At 31.4% G+C, this 18379-nt stretch carries 16 protein-coding genes and 3 pseudogenes; 14 read left to right on the plus strand and 5 right to left on the minus strand.

Annotated elements, in window-relative coordinates; genetic code table 11:
• Positions 1-101 precede the first annotated feature (101 nt).
• Together ACQKNC_RS21740 and ACQKNC_RS21745 are read right to left on the minus strand one after the other, a co-directional pair.
• On the minus strand, positions 102-1232 hold the full coding sequence (locus ACQKNC_RS21740) for a tyrosine-type recombinase/integrase (protein WP_427426803.1): 1131 nt from the start codon (positions 1230-1232) through the stop codon (positions 102-104).
• Position 1233: 1 nt separating this feature from the next.
• On the minus strand, positions 1234-1494 hold the full coding sequence (locus ACQKNC_RS21745; RefSeq protein ID WP_427426804.1) for a helix-turn-helix domain-containing protein: 261 nt from the start codon (positions 1492-1494) through the stop codon (positions 1234-1236).
• Positions 1495-1971: 477 nt separating this feature from the next.
• Here ACQKNC_RS21745 and ACQKNC_RS21750 point away from each other — a divergent pair, with 477 nt between their 5' ends.
• Entirely contained in the window at positions 1972-2943 is a 972-nt protein-coding gene (locus ACQKNC_RS21750) for a hypothetical protein (protein WP_427426805.1), read from the plus strand.
• A gap of 28 nt (positions 2944-2971) precedes the next feature.
• On the plus strand, positions 2972-3862 hold the full coding sequence (locus ACQKNC_RS21755) for an ATP-binding protein (RefSeq protein ID WP_427426806.1): 891 nt from the start codon (positions 2972-2974) through the stop codon (positions 3860-3862).
• Positions 3863-3959: 97 nt separating this feature from the next.
• Here the strand turns inward: ACQKNC_RS21755 and ACQKNC_RS21760 are convergent.
• Both ACQKNC_RS21760 and ACQKNC_RS21765 read right to left on the minus strand, forming a co-directional pair.
• Positions 3960-4465, minus strand: a pseudogene (locus ACQKNC_RS21760) (GrpB family protein).
• A 29-nt stretch (positions 4466-4494) separates the two neighbouring features.
• Positions 4495-4680, minus strand: a pseudogene (locus tag ACQKNC_RS21765) (IS1595 family transposase); the annotation flags it as partial.
• Positions 4681-4964: 284 nt separating this feature from the next.
• On the opposite strand from ACQKNC_RS21765, the gene ACQKNC_RS21770 reads away from it, so the two are divergent.
• The 3 genes and pseudogenes from ACQKNC_RS21770 (at position 4965) to ACQKNC_RS21780 (ending at position 7491) form a co-directional block, all read left to right on the plus strand.
• Positions 4965-5162 carry a hypothetical protein gene (locus tag ACQKNC_RS21770; protein ID WP_427426807.1) on the plus strand — a complete coding sequence of 66 codons (198 nt, stop codon included), beginning with the start codon at positions 4965-4967 and terminating at the stop codon, positions 5160-5162.
• A 344-nt stretch (positions 5163-5506) separates the two neighbouring features.
• Positions 5507-7144, plus strand: coding sequence for a DNA/RNA helicase domain-containing protein (locus tag ACQKNC_RS21775; protein WP_427426808.1), 1638 nt, complete (start codon positions 5507-5509; stop codon positions 7142-7144).
• 1 nt (position 7145) lies between these two features.
• Positions 7146-7491: pseudogene (locus ACQKNC_RS21780) on the plus strand (nucleotide pyrophosphohydrolase).
• Positions 7492-7574: 83 nt separating this feature from the next.
• On the opposite strand, the gene ACQKNC_RS21785 reads toward ACQKNC_RS21780, so the two are convergent.
• A complete protein-coding gene (locus ACQKNC_RS21785) occupies positions 7575-7928 on the minus strand; it encodes a helix-turn-helix domain-containing protein (protein ID WP_427426809.1) in 354 nt (117 codons plus the stop codon).
• Positions 7929-8048: 120 nt separating this feature from the next.
• On the opposite strand from ACQKNC_RS21785, the gene ACQKNC_RS21790 reads away from it, so the two are divergent.
• The 9 genes from ACQKNC_RS21790 (at position 8049) to ACQKNC_RS21830 (ending at position 17611) form a co-directional block, all read left to right on the plus strand.
• Positions 8049-8360: a hypothetical protein gene (locus ACQKNC_RS21790; protein WP_427426810.1), complete on the plus strand. Its 312-nt coding sequence runs from the start codon at positions 8049-8051 to the stop codon at positions 8358-8360.
• A complete protein-coding gene (locus ACQKNC_RS21795) occupies positions 8344-8643 on the plus strand; it encodes a hypothetical protein (RefSeq protein ID WP_427426811.1) in 300 nt (99 codons plus the stop codon). Before ACQKNC_RS21790 ends, ACQKNC_RS21795 begins: the two co-directional genes overlap by 17 nt.
• Positions 8644-9024: 381 nt before the next feature.
• Positions 9025-9822, plus strand: coding sequence for a hypothetical protein (locus ACQKNC_RS21800; protein ID WP_427426812.1), 798 nt, complete (start codon positions 9025-9027; stop codon positions 9820-9822).
• Positions 9823-9834: 12 nt separating this feature from the next.
• Positions 9835-10845, plus strand: a complete 1011-nt coding sequence (locus tag ACQKNC_RS21805; RefSeq protein WP_427426813.1) for a hypothetical protein — start codon at positions 9835-9837, stop codon at positions 10843-10845.
• A gap of 86 nt (positions 10846-10931) precedes the next feature.
• Positions 10932-11102, plus strand: a complete 171-nt coding sequence (locus tag ACQKNC_RS21810; protein ID WP_427426814.1) for a hypothetical protein — start codon at positions 10932-10934, stop codon at positions 11100-11102.
• A gap of 308 nt (positions 11103-11410) precedes the next feature.
• Positions 11411-12664, plus strand: a complete 1254-nt coding sequence (locus tag ACQKNC_RS21815; RefSeq protein ID WP_427426815.1) for a hypothetical protein — start codon at positions 11411-11413, stop codon at positions 12662-12664.
• A complete protein-coding gene (locus ACQKNC_RS21820; RefSeq protein WP_427426816.1) occupies positions 12657-13310 on the plus strand; it encodes a hypothetical protein in 654 nt (217 codons plus the stop codon). The genes ACQKNC_RS21815 and ACQKNC_RS21820 overlap by 8 nt, the downstream gene beginning before the upstream one ends.
• Complete coding sequence (locus ACQKNC_RS21825; protein WP_427426817.1) at positions 13294-16179, plus strand: AAA family ATPase; 2886 nt, start codon at positions 13294-13296, stop codon at positions 16177-16179. Before ACQKNC_RS21820 ends, ACQKNC_RS21825 begins: the two co-directional genes overlap by 17 nt.
• Positions 16148-17611, plus strand: a complete 1464-nt coding sequence (locus tag ACQKNC_RS21830; protein WP_427426818.1) for a hypothetical protein — start codon at positions 16148-16150, stop codon at positions 17609-17611. Before ACQKNC_RS21825 ends, ACQKNC_RS21830 begins: the two co-directional genes overlap by 32 nt.
• Positions 17612-18379 lie beyond the last annotated feature (768 nt).

Raw genomic sequence — 18379 nt, forward strand, 5'->3', positions numbered from 1 at the left:
ATTTTTTTATGAAAAAAATTTAAAGCCGGTGAATTTTACTGATCGTAAAATTTCACCGGCTTTTTAGTTTAGAGATGGGTTTTGTCCCAGCCTCTCTAAAATTAATATTTCATGTATTCTATAAATCTTTGGAATGCATGTGTTTTGGGTTCGTCTGTTTCAATTACATAAATACCATAAGTAACATCTTTAAAACTATGTCCCAAACGTTTTTTAATCTCATAATGAGAAGCACCGCTATTGTGATACATAGTAGCGTGAGTACGGCGGAAACCATGCGGACTTAATCTTTTAAAGTTATATTTTTCTTGAATTTCATCACACCAATCCCATGCTTTAGAAGGGTGACAGATAGAATTCTGAGCATTAGGGAAAATTAAGTCATCATCATCGATTTCTCCATAAACATCCATTTGTAGCTTTCGCCATTCTTTTAGAATATTTAAAGTCTTATCATCAATTATAAGGATTCGTAAATCAGATGTTTTAGTATCGGTAATGATTAACTGACCATTTTCATTGTATGAAACAGCGTTATTAACTGTAATCTCATTTTTTTCAAAGTTGACATCACACCAAGATAAAGCAAATCCTTCTGCACGACGAATACCCGTATAAGACATTACTCGTAAATAAGCATACTTTTTTAGAGATTCCTTTTTAGCTGCTTCAAGAAACTCAATTAACTCCTCACGTGAATAATGGCTTAAACGTTTCCCATGATTTTTCTCTATGATATCAGTTAATTTCATAGGATTAGATTGAAGAATTCCTAACTTAATCGCGTAATCAAATACACAAGCAGAATAATGTTGGATTTTTTCATGGTATTCAATTTTCCCATACCATTCTGTAGCTGCATTCTCACAAATATTAAAGCTAATGTCTTTAATTTTAATGTGACCTAAGAGTGGGAGTATATGATCCCGAAAAATTTGAGTTGTTTTATTATAGGTAGAGGCTTTTACTTTAACTTTGTATGAGCTTAACCACTTTTTATAAACGTCCTCATACTTTTGAGTAGAAGTAGAAATACCACCATCTATTGCATTTGCCTTCATTTGAGTATATGCACTTTTTGCTGCAGTACGTGTTTTAAAGCCTCTACGAGTAGTTTCAATTCGTTTACGTGTCGATTTATTAATACCTAAATAGATTTTGAACATATATAATGTTTTTCCATCTTTATTTTTATATTCTTTGATTGCTTTGAATTTATCTTTTTCTTTCATGTTATCCTCCGATTTTATAACTGTTTTTTTCAATGAATTTATCTAGTTCTTCTTTAGTGACACGTTTAGTTCCATCAAGTTCAAAGACTTTTAGACCTTCATAACGAAATTTTTGGAATGTATTAAATGAAACATTTAAGTATTCTGCAGCTTCTTTTAATGTGAAAACTTTCTTATTTTGCTGTGTTAATGTGGCTCTAATTTCAATTAAAAGACTCTCTTTAAATTGATCTAAATATGATACTAATTTTTGTTCATCCACGGTGAAATATCTCCTTTTGCTATTAGTGGAAACATTTTAGCCGGTAAATTTTAATATTTTAAGAGAAGATAATTAAAAATTAAATTTAAATCATTTACTTAAATTCGCTTTTATATAAATTGTAGTAATAATTCTGAAAACTGTAAGGTGAAAATCTACGTGCAATATTACGCAAATAACTAATTATTATCAGGTTATATTCATTCAAGTAATAATAATGAAAGAAAGATAAACATAAATTAAGCAGCTCTACTTTACTGATTGTCACGTAAAGCATTTTTTAACGTAGTATGAGTTTTACTAAGTTATTTTCTATTTACACAGTTAATGTATCAGTATAGAATATAAAGGTAATTTAATTTTTAAAAAATAACTGCATAATTTAAAAGGGAAAACCCCAACATCTATGGCAACGCCACGTGCGCATGTCTAATTTGTTGGGGTTTTTTATTGTTTTATATGGGATTGGAGATCAATATGAATAATAAAAATCTTAAAAGAAGTGTAATTAAAGAAGAATTGGTGTTAATCACTAAACATCGGGATGAAGCTGCTATTTTGAATCAATTTTTGTATTGGACACCGAAAATTAGGGATTCTGAAAAATTCATTGAGGAAGAAAAAAATGGTCAAGAAACTGCTAATTTTGGCTGGATCTATAAAAAAGCGGATGACGTGAAAGACGAATTAATGATGGTAGATACGAATGTAAAAACGGTACGTAAATACTTAAATAGCTTAGTGGAAAAAGGTTATTTATTGCGTCGAAGAAATCCATTCCACAAATATGATAACACATATCAATATCGAATTAATTTGAAGCATCTAGTGTTTGAGCTAAACGCTCTGGGACATGAACTTGAAGGGTTTGAGGAGTTTTCAAAAAATAATAATGCAATTAAAAAGATTTCATTTGTCACACAAGATGAAGAAGGTTTAGAAGCAGAACACTTAGGAAATACAGAAATGACAAAAATGCAGTTTGAAGATGACATTTTGGATGTAGGAGAAGAACTAAGCCATTTTGGTACGTCCAAAATGACTTTAGCAATACCAGATATTAATACAAAGATTATTAATAAAGAATACAATTCAAATAAAGAAGGAAATAAAGAAACTGCTTCATTGGTTGATAGTATTGCTTTTAACCAAATTAAACAGTTGTATTTAAAGCTGAGTAAAGAAAAGTTCTTAAAACGCAATGACGAACAGCACATTACAGACCTATTAACATCAGATATAGAGGTAGATATGATAGTTGAGCTAATGAATCAGTGTTATACCCAAGTACAAAAAATCAAGAATCATAAAGGGATTTGGTCGTTTAATTATTTTAAAAAGTTCATCGTAGAGGCATTAAAGCAACAAAATGATCAAGCTAAAACAATTCAAATAACCTTGAAAAATGAAACCTTGGATTTTATTGGTGACACAGTAGCGGATTTCTAATTACAAACAACTTATAAGGAGAGTTAACATGAAGAAAATAGATTTAAACTTATTGCCAGAAGCATTAGTAAAACGTTTATCTGAACGAGGAATAAATGTATTTGAGTTTGAGGAAATCCCAAAAGGAAAGCTATTAGAGGATGGTTCTGAAATTTTAAATAAGATTTCTGATCAATGTCCTTTTGAGCAATGTGACGGTAGTGGCCAACTTTGGTTGAAGAAGACTGATGGTTCAGAGGTTGCTAGATATTGTGACTGTGCTGTAAATCTTAAAATTCAACGTTTAATTAAGTCAGCCAAGGTACCACTAGACTTTCAAAAAGTAACAATTAATTCGTTTGATATCAATATTTATAAGCAAGATTATGATAAGAATCTTGCTGCAGTAGCAAAGCGCGCTTCGAGTAATTACGTAAACAATTTTGAGTCCTTAAAATCTGAAGGAAAAGGTATTTATTTATATAGCGAAACGAAAGGTAGCGGCAAAACTAGGCTTGCTATAAGCATCTTAAATGCATTAATTAAGAAATATAAGGTTGAAGGCTTTTACATAACGTCTATAAACTTATTTGACGAGTTAAGAGCATCCTTTGACATTGGAAATACACAAAAAGTACTTAACAAATTTTTAAGCATTCCTGTTTTGATTCTTGACGATTTGGGTGTGGAAAAATTTTCTGAATGGACAGAAAGTACTTTTACACAAATTCTAGATTCACGTATGAATCAGAAATTTGTAACGATTATTACATCGAATTTAACGCAAGAAGCACTTGATTCAATTTATGTAGGTGGGCGTGTAGCGAGCCGCGTGAAAAAGATGACAGTGCCTATCCAGATGCCATCTGAGGATGTGAGGGCAAATCTGGCGAAAAAGGAGAATGAACGAGCTTTAAAAGAGTTATTAAAGCTATGTTAAAGAATAATGTTGATTTTATGACAAAGAAAAGGGACTCTTTTAATTGGAGTTCCTCTGTGTGAAACCTCTTCTATGAACACCTAAAGGCAAACTTCACCTAAATTTTTTCAAGAATTGACTTAACAAAATCAGTTTTTTCATCTGCGTATTTGTGTTTGTCATTTTTATTTAAACTTGATAGTTTAAGTTTAAGCTGTTGAAATTTACTTCTTGCTTGTACTTTAATTCTCAAATAATCTCTGAAATTTAACTGTTCGAGTAAATACTTATTGTCTCTTTGGTACATATGGATTTGATTTGTTCTTGGTTCTCCTTTATTAAAGTAGTGCCTTTCAGGCGATACATTTGTTCCCCTATATGAGTAACCGGGTCCTTCCAATGCTGTTACACATTTTTCTCCATCAAGAAAATTATCTATTTCAATTGCAATATCAATAATTGGCTTAGCACTTAAACCCAATACTGTCGTACTGCCAATATGGTGTATGTTCACTATGTATTGACCAATAACACCTACTATCTGTTACTTTTCTGTTTCAAATTCTTTTGACCACTCAGTAGACCAAGGGACTAAAAAACTTCCCCTCTTGGTAATCCAAGCATTTACTCATCCCACCTTTTAATTTTGATGTTCATTTGGTTAATTTCGGTAATCTAATTTTATCATAGGTCTCATAAGTAGAGAACAGACAGCTCTCAACAACCATCTTATTTACAGTAGTGTCGTTATTACGGTGCATAATTTGGTCTAGAAATTGAAACCAACTCAGATAATGGTCAAGGTACTTTGTAGCCACACCATTAAACCGATTTAACCAGTAGTATATTAGTTAATGAGAAAAGTTATGAAGAATTTGAGAATTAAATCGAGTGGAAAATTAAAAAACAGTATGCTACACTTGATTTAACCTAGTTTTAACAGAAATGAATATTTATCAAATGACCTCCTAATAAAAACGCGCCAACAGTTTCAATTAGGGGGTCATTTTCATTTATGGAAAAAATAAAAACGCATCTTCATTTTATTTTTTTAAATGGAACAGTACATTCATGTGATAAATATAAATAGCCCAATATTATTTTATAAGAGGTGGTGTTTTCAATGGAAAAAGAAAAGAATGTAAAAAACATTGAGGACGAGCAGATAGCTGAATTTGTTAATGAAATAGACGAGAAAATTATGTCTGTTATTTACCGATTATACGATAAGACTTTGGAAGATTTTAGATATATAAAGTACAAAGTAATACTGTATTTAAATTCATCTACTAATTTTAAAAGCTGTATACAAAAACCTTAGTTTCCTGTTTAATACGGAAACTAAGGTTTTTCTAATGAAAAATTATCTTTAGATGTAGATGTAGATGTAGATAACCCCCAAAAATACAGAATGAAACTTATAAGTTCCTCAAAGCGGAAGATGGAGGGTAGGGTTTATGTACCGAGATAAAATAAGATTTAAAATAAGTTAACGCATAGTTAGTAATATATAATTTGTGCGAAAATAATAGCTTCCATTTGTTCAGTAGTCTATTACAAGTAAAAAGGGTTTGGGTTAATTATGATAAAATAGTAACATAAATTGTAGTTAGTTAAATTTTATATATAGGTTTTAACCAGAGTATTGTGATAAGGAGTAAAGAAATGACAGCTATCGAAATACTATCATGGCCTTTTATACAAGAAAGCATTAATCAAATCAACAACAAAGAGCAGTATTTAAATTATCCAGTCATTTATGTTTTAAACGGCAACAAAGAAGCTTATATTGGTGAAACTGTTTATTTTAAAAATCGCATGAAAGCTCATTTAAAAGCACGTAAAAATATTAACCAAGTAAACTTGATTAAGCATGAACAGTTTAATCGTTCAGCAACGTTTCATCTTGAGACTAAGCTGATTAACTACTTCCTAGGTGATGAAAAATATACGCTTCAAAATAAAAGTAAAACGGCTAGCGATTTTACTCACAACTACTACAACAAACCTTACTACGATCAACAACTATTTAAAGAACTTTGGCAAAAGCTATATGAACAAAAGCTTGTCGACAATGAGTTGCATGTGATTGAAAACAAAGATATTTTTAAATTATCTCCATTCAAAGAATTATCTTTAGAACAACTTGATTTAAAAGATAAAGTACTCGAATTTTGTGAGAAACGAGTAACTCAAAACTCAAGTGAGTTTGGAAGTCTATTAGTCATTGAAGGTGAAGCAGGCGTTGGTAAAAGCGTTGTGTTAAGTTCTATTTTCAACACCATTCAAGAAAGAGTAGAAGAAGCATCTTCAAATTTATATCGTACAGAAAATTATTTAGCTGTAAACCATGAGGAAATGTTTAAAACGTATAAAAACATAGCTAAACAGGTGAAACATTTAAAAGGGAACAATTTTGCAAAGCCTACATCTTTGATTAATATGTTGCAAAAAAAGGGAAAAAAGGCTGATATCATTTTCGTTGATGAAGCGCATTTACTGTTAACAAAAACAGATACTTATAATAGCTTCCATGGCAATAATCATTTAGAGGAGCTATTAAAGCTAGCGAAAGTAGTTGTCATCATTTATGACCAAGATCAAGTATTGAAACTGAAGAGCCTATGGGGAGCAGCGACATTAGAAGGGCTAAAGAAATTAAGCACTTTTCACGAAGAATACCAGCTAACAAACCAATTCCGTATGCAAGCAAATGATGACGTAATCAATTGGATAAACGAATTCAAGCGAAAAAAATTATTGCCGCTTCCTAAAGATAAAAACTATGAATTTAAAGTATTTGAATCTTTGAAGGACATGCATGATGAAATTAAAGTCAAAAATACACAGCACGGTTTAAGTCGTATTGTATCAACGTTTGATTACTTACATAAAAAAGATGGTGGGACCTACTACGTGAAAGAATCAAATGGTGAATACCAACTACCATGGAATACAACAAGTACAAAATATACGTGGGCTGAAAAAGCTGAAACCGTTCATGAGGCTGGTTCAATATATACAATACAAGGCTTTGATTTAAAATATGTTGGGGTCGTGCTTGGGCCTTCTGTTCAGTATGACGATACTAAAGATGAAATCATTATTGATACGAGTAAGTATATGGACAAAGGTGCGTATACAGGTATGGATGGAATTGAAAATGTAAATGAAGCAAAGGAAAAAATCGTCCTAAACTCAATAAATATATTGATGAAGCGTGGAATTAAGGGGCTGTTCATTTATGCAAGTGATGAAGCATTACGTAATAAACTTTTAGAATATCAAAAAGAAGGTGAATAGGATGAGTGAGTTAGAACAACTACGAGAAAATATTTTGCAATTCCGAGACCAACGTAACTGGCAGAAATTTCATAATCCTAAGGATCTAGCACTCTCCTTATCGCTTGAAGCGAGTGAATTATTAGAGCTATTTCAATGGAAAACGAGTGAAGAATCAGTTGAAAAGAACTTAGATAAGATGAAGGATGAGCTAGCGGATGTTTTAATTTATGCTATATTATTTGCGAATGAGTTGAATATGGACTTAGTAAATATAATAAATAATAAATAATAAACTTCAAAAAAATAATGAAAAATATCCTACTGAAAAGTTTACTGGAAAAAATACTAAATACAATGAGATTTAAATTTATAAAACAAATATAAATGGCAATTTAAAAACCTTAGTTTTCGTTTAAATACGAGAAACTAAGGTTTTTCTTATGGAAAATTATCTGATATAGGGAAGTAACAGTACATATAGTCCCTTTTTTTGTTCCTCTGATAAATTTTTAATTATATTAAATAATTCATCATCTATATTTTCACTTTGTAGAGATTTTTCTTGTGGAATCTTAATAGTCGTATCAACTTTGTTTTCCAATAATAAAAAGAATGAGCTAAGCGTTAGTCCAAATTGCTCGCAAATTTCACTTAACAGTGTAAAATTCGCTTCCTGAATACCGCTTTCTATTCGTGAGATAGATGCTTGAGAAATATCTAATTTTTGAGCAAAATCGCTCATACTTAAATTATTTTCTTTGCGTAACGAACGTATTAACTGTCCTATTTGCAAGTTATTCATATATCTTATTTCAACTCCACTTTTTATCGTTTAATTAATCGTACAGTTATTGTATTTTACAATCAATAGAAAATAAATTATACTTAAAACGTAAATATACATAATAAGTAAAAGGAGGGGTTGAACGTTATAGGAAACTTCGAATCAGCACTTATTTTATTAATAGATGAAAGGATTGATGTACTTTATCATAATAAAGTGTTTAGGAATAACCAAAATGAAATGGTTAAAGATGTTGAACAGAAATTATTTAAAACTCTTTCAGGCATATGTGAAATAGAAGTTAAAGAGATTTCTGAGTCGATACAGAAATCAATTCTTAATTATCAGCACCTATTATTTCAAGATATATATAAGCAAGGCTTTTTAGATGGGATTGTACTCAGAGAAAAAATACCAGGGAGGTCGATAAACGATGAAAGCACTTTTTAAAGGTCAACTCACGATGGATGTATACAAAATTGTAGAGAGCTTAGAGGATGAAGTGGCTACACGAAATTTAGCACATGAAGATATTACATCTGAATTGTTTAAAGAACTAGGGACATTAGTCGAAGCAAAAGGCTATCGGGTTCCTTACGTAGGGATAAATTTAGAATATGAAGGTGTGCCTACTAAACAATATGAATCAATAGTAAACATGGCTATTAATGAAGCAAAACATCGTGAAGTATATATTCGTGGAAAAGGAGAGGTAACACACATAATTTTTTAATTTATAGCATTTAATAATGCAGTTTTTTAGGGTTCAAAATTACTTCTAAAAACTGCTTTTTTTATATTTATAATTTCAATATTGAAAACCTTGTATTGTAAGAGGTAACTTAGATGAATAAAGACAACATAGAAATCGGAAAATTAAAAATATTATTCCCCGAAGTAATGCGTTAAAAAAGTATAGTGATTAAGAAGAAGTGCTTTTTCATGAGTTTTTAAAAACTTTAAGTGTCAAACAACTGTATACATTTGTAGAGGTCTTTGAAATTCTAAACCATTTGAGAGAGCATAAATATAAAATAATTTATTTTGAACATTTTACATCTGTGCGCTTATAATTAAAATAAGCGAACGGATGTTTTAATTTAGGGGGATATTGATGAATACTAAAAGAAAAATAAAAAAGAGAATAAATGTGTTATCAGAGTTGGAAAGACTAGATAATAACGCTTCAAAATTATTATTTATCCATTATTCATGTGAGAGCTTTTATGATTTAAAAGAATCAGGTCGCTCTGCTCGCATAACATCTATTGCCGTAAGATATTTTGATACAGGGCAATCTGTAAGTTTTTCAATTCATATGACTGCGGAAAAAGAAAAGAAATTAAATAGTATTGAATCTCACTATGATGAAATAGAAAAACTTATGTTAGAAGATTTCTTTAAATTTGTAAGCGCTCATGAAAACTATTATTGGATTCATTGGAATATGAGAGATATAGGGTATGGTTTCCCAGCAATAAATCACCGTTTTCAAGTTTTAGGTGGAGAACCTAAAGTAATAGCGGATGACAAGAAGTTTGATTTAGCAGATAAATTAAAAGTAATTTATGGAGACAAATATATAGAACATCCGAGGTTTGAAAAATTAATTGATAAAAATTCAATATCAAAAAAAGATTTTTTAAATGGTGCAGAGGAAGCAAAAGCCTTTGAAGATAAAGAATATATTAAGTTACATCATTCTACTTTAAGAAAGGTAAATGTAATGCATGATATCTTTGAAAAAGTACTTGATAAAAATTTAAAAACAAATTCGAGAAAAAAGGATATTTATGGTCTTTCTCCTCAAGGATTATTTGAATTATTGAAAGAAAATTGGGTATTCAATGTAGTTTTATTATTTTTAGGTGGTATAGCTTCATGGATTGTTACAGAGTTATTGAGCCGTTAAGGAGAGTAATAAATGAATTTAGGTATTAATGTTACCTTGGAAAAATTAATAAACATTTTTGAAACAATCGCAAACAATTATAAAATAAAACCTCCTAAATTTGATAGTGTAATTAAAGTAATATTAATTTTCGCTGTAGTATACTGCTTAATAACAAGTAATTTCTTATGGGGGATATTTTTCGCCTTTTTATATTTTTCACTAATTGCTGCGGTAGAGCTGGGTAAAAGTGTTAAATCGAAAAGAGAATTCCTAACCAATCCTAAGCCCCCTAATAATGAGAATGATGAAGAAAAGGCAGCATTGAAGTTTTTTGAGAAACATAAGCTTGCTGGAGGGAATCATGCAGTAGCGGAATTATATACAAACAATAATTTAGTTAATACATATTATGCTAGTAGTAAATTACATTTAGGTGCAAAAGTAAATAATAAAGAAGCAGACCAACAATTAATAAATGAGTTTTCAAAGAACTTTACCATCCTTGCAAAAGAAGATACTGTTGTTTGTGCAGAAAATAATTATGATAACTTTTATAGCCCACTGGTTATTTTATATAAAGACTTAACATTTATTAATATCTGTAATACAAATCGACTTCAAGAATTTAAGGATAAAGGATATACGATTGAGAAAGATATTAATTATCAAAACTATATCGAATACTCATTTGAGCGTGATCGCAATAATTGTACGGAAAAGAAAATTATCCATCAAATTTTAAATGAATTCCGAGAAAATATAGATTTATTAAAGAACTATGATTTAGTGCTATACACTGAATATGCACCTTGTTCGTCCTGTTTAGGATTATTGCAATTAGAAATCGATAAGTTCAATTCAATAGAAGTTTATTATGATGATGTGATCTTTACATTTTCTGAAGAGAGATTAGACAAAAACGAAAATGCTTATAAGAATTTTAAAGACTTAAAAGATAGTATAATTAAAAGAAAATCTAAAAATAATAACAATAAAAAAAATGAAGCCACCCTGAAGTTAATTGAGGGGAAAACTAAATAATTATTATGGAGCGATACAATGTAATCTGGGAATTATAAGAAATTAAAAAGTAATACTTCACCAGCTTGTGAAAGGAGTAAACAAACTTGGATGTAGTTTTAAAAACAGATAGAGCGGTTTTTAATTATCGTGGAGCAGGAATTTGGATAAATAATGAGCATGTTCTTTTACATAAGTTTGTAAATGATGTTTTTGGACACTTCCAGGGGGCAGAGTTACAATTACCCAAGAATCGAAAGAAAGTAAAATGCAAATGAATTAGGCATTAAACATCCTACATTATATATAGGATAAATATAGGAATGGTTTAATGTGTTCCAAATAAAATCCGATTATGGTATTCCAACCATAATCGGATTTTATTTTTAAATAACAACCTTTTGAATATAGAGCTATATATTTTGTTCATAAAGCAGCACAATCTGTGCTCAATTTGTACTTCCCTTGAACACATTTCTTTAACATCTACAAATTAAAAATCGTAAAAGTTTGTACTTTTAAGTATGGAACTTTTTGAATTAGGCTAAATTGATGACAACGAAATAAAATTTATGGGGTGACATACTTGGGGGAAGAAGTTGGTTTGAATTCAGGGGAGGACGTTGAACTTCCGGTGGTTCCATATACAGAGGGATTTTTATATTTGTATGAGTTGTTGAGTCATGTAACTAGTTCAAAGCAGATGTTTTCTCATAAGCTATTTGTTTTATTGCAGTTATCAAGAGATATAAATAAAACAACTTTTACACGTGCAGAAATGGAGGCAATATTTCCGCTTTATCCGCAAAAAATTATTACCTCCATTTTGAATAGTCTTATTAACAGTAAATGGTTTATTCGTGAAGAGGGTAGCCTAAATTATTCATTATCGAAGCCTGGGCTATTGTTCATTCGTTTCCTTCCTTTCTTGTATAAGGGTAATGAGATGGATGAGATGGCGTTTCAGTTTGCGTTGAATCAAATCTTTCAGGCAGCTGAGTCAATGGATTTAGATATGGAGTCAACGGAATTTCTTCGTGACCAGGCTATGAATGGTTTGCAGAGATGTATGGATGAAATAAAATCTTCCATTATCTCTAAAAATCCAGAACGTATATTGGAAACATCAAAAAAAATGAGTGATTTCTTAGAAGTGATTAAAGAGTTTATCAATCGATTAAAGGAGCTTAATAATAAGAAAAAATTGAAAGGTATCCCTTTTAGTGAATCTGATAGAAGCTCAATTAATATATTGTTGGCGACAAAGGCAGAAATTTTAGAGCTTCTTGATATTAGAAAAAAATATTTAATTGAAACAACCATATTAGGAGAAAGTGTATTTACAAAGCGAGATGTAGACCGTTTCCTATATAAATCTAGTTTTTCTATACTAAGTATGCTAATCGATCCAGTAGGGTTTGTCCCGTCGAATGCGAAATGGGTTGATGAAAACGATATTGTAACGTCGCTAAATGTCTTTTTATCGCTTAATAAGAAGGTAAGAGATAGAAAAATAAGTGTTCGAATAAAGGGGGATCGAAGCGTAGAGTTGGAGCAGACTGAGCAACCATACCTTCATAGAGTCGAAGGTGAAATCGTAAAAGCTTTATCTGATAACACTAAAATCCCTTTACATGCATTTCTATTATCACAAAAAACAAAGGTTGATGCCTTTATGTATCTGGCATCTTTATGTTTTTTAGATGAAAAAGTGCTTTCAAATGAGAACGGTGTTGATTCGTTTTCACTAGATATTTCCTTACAAACTGACACGTATAATAACGAGATATTTTCAACATTATCAAAAGGAGTTATAAAACGGAGGGATTATGATGAATGAGTATACACCTGATGAAATTTGTGCGAAGTTAACGACTGGCGCTTGTTCTAGAGATATATTTCCACATTTAAAATATAATTTAGCCCTAAAAGAGAAAGTAACAGAGAGACTCTATCAAGCGGGTTATGAGTTTGTAGATGACCCAATATCCAATTGCTATGATGCACGAATTAAGCCGCACATACGCTCACTAAATGATTTAGTTGAAGGAGAGTTAGGCAAAGGTTTGACAACTCAAGCGAAGGCTATAATTGCAATTTTATGGTGTTATTTGATTTTACCGAGAATAGATTCGTCGATGAATGAAGACTTACTTGAAGATCCGTATATAACAGAAGATCAGCTTTTTGAAAACTTTAAGCAACATATTGGTAGTCGTCAAAATTTACGTAGAACACTTACATTATTACGTCAGTATGATTTTATACAAACTGTGTGGGGAAAAAAGAATGCAATAAAAGCAGGTCCTCGTCTTACCACAGCAATTAATCCAGTCACAATGTATGACCTAGTGAAGGACAAGGTAATAGACTTTCTAATTCTTGAAAATGAAGAAAAGAAGGAATATGTAGAAGAGACGTTTAGTGGATTAGAAGAAATCGTCGATTATGAGGAAGGAGGAGATAACTATGCCAGCAGTAATTAAAAAAAGGATTGCACCGATCCGATTGCTAAGTATCGAATCAGATGGATTTTCTTATTTTCCGAGACAAGAAGTTATTTTTCATGAAAAAATTACAGCTGGTATAGGAGAAAATGGCTCTGGGAAAACTACATTTAATAATATGGTTCGTTTACTTTTTGGGGCTTCAAAATTTGATAATGGTCATAGTTTACGAACATTTTTCGAAAGAGATGATGTTTTTGAAATTTATGTGTTAGGCAGATTTGATAATAGCTATCAAAAAGCATATAATATGAGACCCTTTGAACCTATTGGAAAAAAACAAGATGTAGTCACGGTCGTTTGTCGCCTCGTGCTTAATGATCCAAGAGTGAAACGACACTACTATTTTAATGATGGAGAGTTTGATCTAGAAACGGACCTTAAAAAAACACTTCGTTGGTTAGAAATAGAACAGTTTCATAAACAGTTTCATGAGGTAGGTATCTCTAAGGCGCTCATTAGATCTTTTAGTTTAAGTCAAGGAAATACGGAGGAAATACTAAAAAAAGATGAGGAAGGTTTAGCTAATTATTTGTTAGATATTTGTGGAGAGCAGGAACGAATTGATGAATTTAATAATATAAAAAAAAGAATAAGTGAGCAGCAACAGCAATTCCAAGCGTTATCAGAACAAAAAGAACTTGAAGAAGCACGTTTAGGCCAATTGCAACAGCGAATAGAGCGATGTAAGCAAATTAATGATGATATGGAACAAATACAACAATATAGATTTAACCTCCCGATTTCAAAGTATATGCAATGCTTAGTGGATGTAGAGACTTTCACTAATAATTTTGTGAAAATGAAAGAGGAGTATAAATATCTTCATCATAATATACAACGTCTAATGGACGAACAAAAGTACCATGAAAAAGAAGCTCCTATTATTGAATGTAAATACACTGATATAAAAGCAGAAATAAAAACTCTACAAGACCAAAAAATTGCTTTTGAAATAGAGCTTTCAGAATTGAAAGCAAGTCTAGCTGCTGTAGCAGATTTTTTAATAAAGTATGAAGACATTGAACTTATTGATGAGAGAGAGTTACAAGCTAAAGAACATACAGCAGAAAAAGAATACGAGGATGCTATTGGGATATGGAAGGTTATTGATCGTGAAAAAGAAGAATGCGAGCAAATCATTCAAAGGTTAGAAGGACAAGGTTCCGTCGAGTTTCCGAAAGGTGTACAGCAGATGATTGATACGTTAAAAGACTCTAAGATTGAGTACCTTCTAATTGCTGACTACATTGAAATCCTGGATAATTCATGGCATCAAACAATTGAGGCTTTGCTAGGTTCAGAGCGATTTACTATAACAGTGTCTGATAATGATTGGGTAAAAGTAATGAAACTTGCTCAAGATCAAAAGTACCCATTTTGGATCTCACCATTTAATTCTAATAAATGCAAAGTGCATGAAAAATCTGTATTAAATAAAATAAAAATTCTTGATGACCGGATAATGGGGTATTTGAAGAAGTATGAGGATTATATGGTTTGTGACACTCTGGAGGAGGCGTATGACTGGGTGAAAAAGAGCAAAAGTGCTGTATTAAATCACCCTTATCCATATAAAGTCGTAGAACGCGGTGGTCGAGCCATTAAGGTAAACGGATTATATTGTGGGAAAGAAGCTTATAAAGCACAACTAGGAGAGGTAAAGAGTAATATTTTACAATTAATTCCAAGTTGGAAGCAGGCTGAAAATACAGTAATTAGCATCAGAAAGAAGCTAAAAAAGATGCAAGAGATAATTGAAATTCAAAGCCATGTTCGATTCGTTCCACAAAAAAAACAAGAGTTGAATGAACTTTCAACGAAAAAGCTACAGGTTCAAAAAAAGCTAAATAGTTTAACAGAGGATATTAGGTTTAAACATGCAACAGAAGAAGACATTTTTCAAAGTATCAAAACATTGCATAGTAATTTAAGTCGAGTAGAGGGGATTATTTCTGAAAAAGAAGCTAAAAAAGATAATATATTACGGAAGTTAGATTTGGAAGAAGAAAACGTAAATAAAGCCAAGGTTACCTTAAGACAATCAGAAGAGCAACTCACTGCCAAGCAACAGGAGTATGCAAAAAATGAAGAGTATATGGAAAACGTCGATACTATTGATTATTACAATCAAACAATAAAAGAGTTAGAGGATCGTATAAAGGTGCTACGAACAATATCTAGTACAGATTTCATTTCTCCAGGTGAAGAACTAAAAATGATTCAATTGGAGCAAAAATATAAACAGCATCAAAAAGTGTTGTTAAATCATCGAGATGAAATAGTACAGGTACAGGGAAACTTAAGTGATTTAGAGAAAAAGCACGTTCTAGCTGAACAAGAATATCACACGATGGTCGAAGAAGTATTTTCAAACATTCGAAAATCATTACACGAACTTTCTAAAGAGACATATATACAAGCAGATCTTCGGACCTTTCACATTGGGGAAGAAAAGTGGAAGGTAGATTATCGAATAGGATTTCATGGCAAAGAAATGAAGAGTTATCGGGATAAAGCACGTTTAAGTGGTGGTCAAAAGGCAATTGCATCGCTATTGTTGACGTTTGCTGCGATACGCTCTGATGGTGGCCTAAGTTTTATGATCTTAGATGAGCCGTTTGCACATTTAGATCAGGAACGTATTAATGTTGCTGGTGAATTTTTACGACAAACAGGCGTGCAATTTTTTATCGCAATGCCTTATTCGGAAAATGTGAAATTGCTTATGCCTTGGGTCGATATGCAAATTAATTTCCGGCCGAAGCGAGTATTTGAAGAGGTTGCGCCACCGATTACGTATGGGGTGATAAATGATGAGTACCTTACAAAACGAGATGCCATTTAATCTATGTGACCATTCATATAGTCAAAAGACTGAGTGGTCAGCGTTTGAGATTGTAGGTGATTACTTTGTAAGCATTCGAAGGCGGTGGTCTGAGTGTAGAATATGTTGTAAACAAAAGGTGTTAAGCCCGAAAGAAAGAGAGATATATGGAATTCAAGAGTTTCGTAGTTGTATGAAGGACTTGCTAAATGAAGAAGAACAACCTGTGGCTGTTTCTCTACTATCTAAGCTACTAAAAGGAAATAACAATAAACATTGGGAATCGTTAAAGAAGAATTTGTTACAAGAGTACCCGTTTGATATGGTGGATGGCGTTATAGAAACACTTAATACGCACGGCATTTTAATATATAAAGAGGAAAAGGTACCATTAGGATGGAAAATAAAACAGATTAAATATAACGAAAAATATTTAGATGATATTCGTATATTTGTAGGATGGACTCCATCGGACATACCGATATGGATATCTTGTCCTTTTCCATCTCTCCCTCTTCCTAAAACGATTAATGGGAAAAAACTCTATGAACTGTTGCTTGAGCAAAAACATTTAATTTTTCAAAATGTCAAATCTGTGATTTTTGATACTGTAGGCAATGAGGTTGTATCATCATCTTCAGTTAAAAGTTATTTTAAATTTATTCGGATTTTATATGGTCTCTATGAAAATGTTGAGCAAAAAAGAAGAGAATACTGGAAGACATTTTCTCAGCAGGTTTTCGGTGATACTAAGACGATTCGAGCGAATGATAAAAAACGTATTCAACAATACCTTGGAGCTAATCTTGAAGACTATGGAATCATTACCGAAAGATCAGAAGTTGTATTGTCAGGAGAATTCACTTGGGTATATGATGGTCATAATGGTACTAGTCTTGCTTTTAAAGATTATACTGCTTTTCCACGAGACATGATTAATGAGATAAAAATAACAAGCTGGGCACCATACTCCATGCTTATTATTGAAAATCCTGCTCTGTATTTTTCTGTTGCAAAAAGTAAGCTTCTATATAATAAGGAATGGTCAATTATATTAGGTAATGGATTTATCTCTTCGCAAGAGATGAGTATTGTATATCAGGCTTGTGAATTAGGGTTAAAGGAAGTATTTATATGGCCTGATCTAGATCCTTATGGTTTACAGATAGCTCAGGATATAAGTAAGAAACTTAAGGGACAAGATGTTTCAGTCTATTTATTTGGCTATACAGTAGAATGGTTTGAGCGAGTTAGTGTATATAAGCCTTTAGAACCGTATGATATCGAAGTGATAAACAAGTTGTTAAGTAAAGAGAACCTACATGAAAAAATTAGTACTGTTCTTGTGAAAATGATAGAGACAGGGAAAAAAGCAGAACAAGAAATATTATTCTCCGATTTATTCAAAAGGGATTTTTGCCAACATCTTTTTACAGAATCTATTTCTTTATGATATTATGAGCAAAAATTTACTTAATTAATGAATTTGAATCAATAACAGTTTGCGAAAAAAAGCATTAGGAGTTCGTTTTTCAAAACTAGATTTGTATGACCGGACATTTAATTGGTAAACTAATTACCTCGCTTAAACCAAAAAGAATAGACCTATATCTAGAGGTATAAGTCTATTCTTTTTGGTTTTCTTTGTTAAGTATTAAGTAGTCATATAGTAAATTGAAAAATAATATATAACTTTCTTGTTTTTAATAAATGTGAACTAACATCTGTTTGATGTTCATCAATTTTTTAAATGATCAAGGTCAGTATCTATTCAGAGATAATACAAAACGGAAGCGGATTCACTACATATATTAATCAGAGAACTAAAATTTATAGCAAAGATGTCAAAGGAGATAGAAGTATTTAAGCGTGGTTCCCTTGCCTTGTCTATGAGATGAATCAGGCCTTTAACTAATTTAATTAATAATTGCTTTAAACGTTTTTAAAAAAGATATTAAGTGAGTTTTTATACGCTGTTCATATACTTAAATGGGTATATCAGATGGGTGTTCGTTGGAGATGCGCGTTAAACGTGTATTACTGAAATTTGCCTCAATGCGTGTGCTATCAACATTCTTGGCGGGGTAAATATTTAACTGAAAACTCCTACTAAAATACTTTTAATAGGTGATTATTCATATAAAATTTTTTGCTGTAAAAAAGACTGAAATGAGCGTGGTTTTTATATGATTTTTTTAGAAAAGAGTGGTTTAAATAAGCG

The sequence above is a fragment of the Lysinibacillus sp. NPDC094177 genome, from assembly GCF_050279145.1.
GTDB lineage: Bacteria > Bacillota > Bacilli > Bacillales_A > Planococcaceae > Lysinibacillus.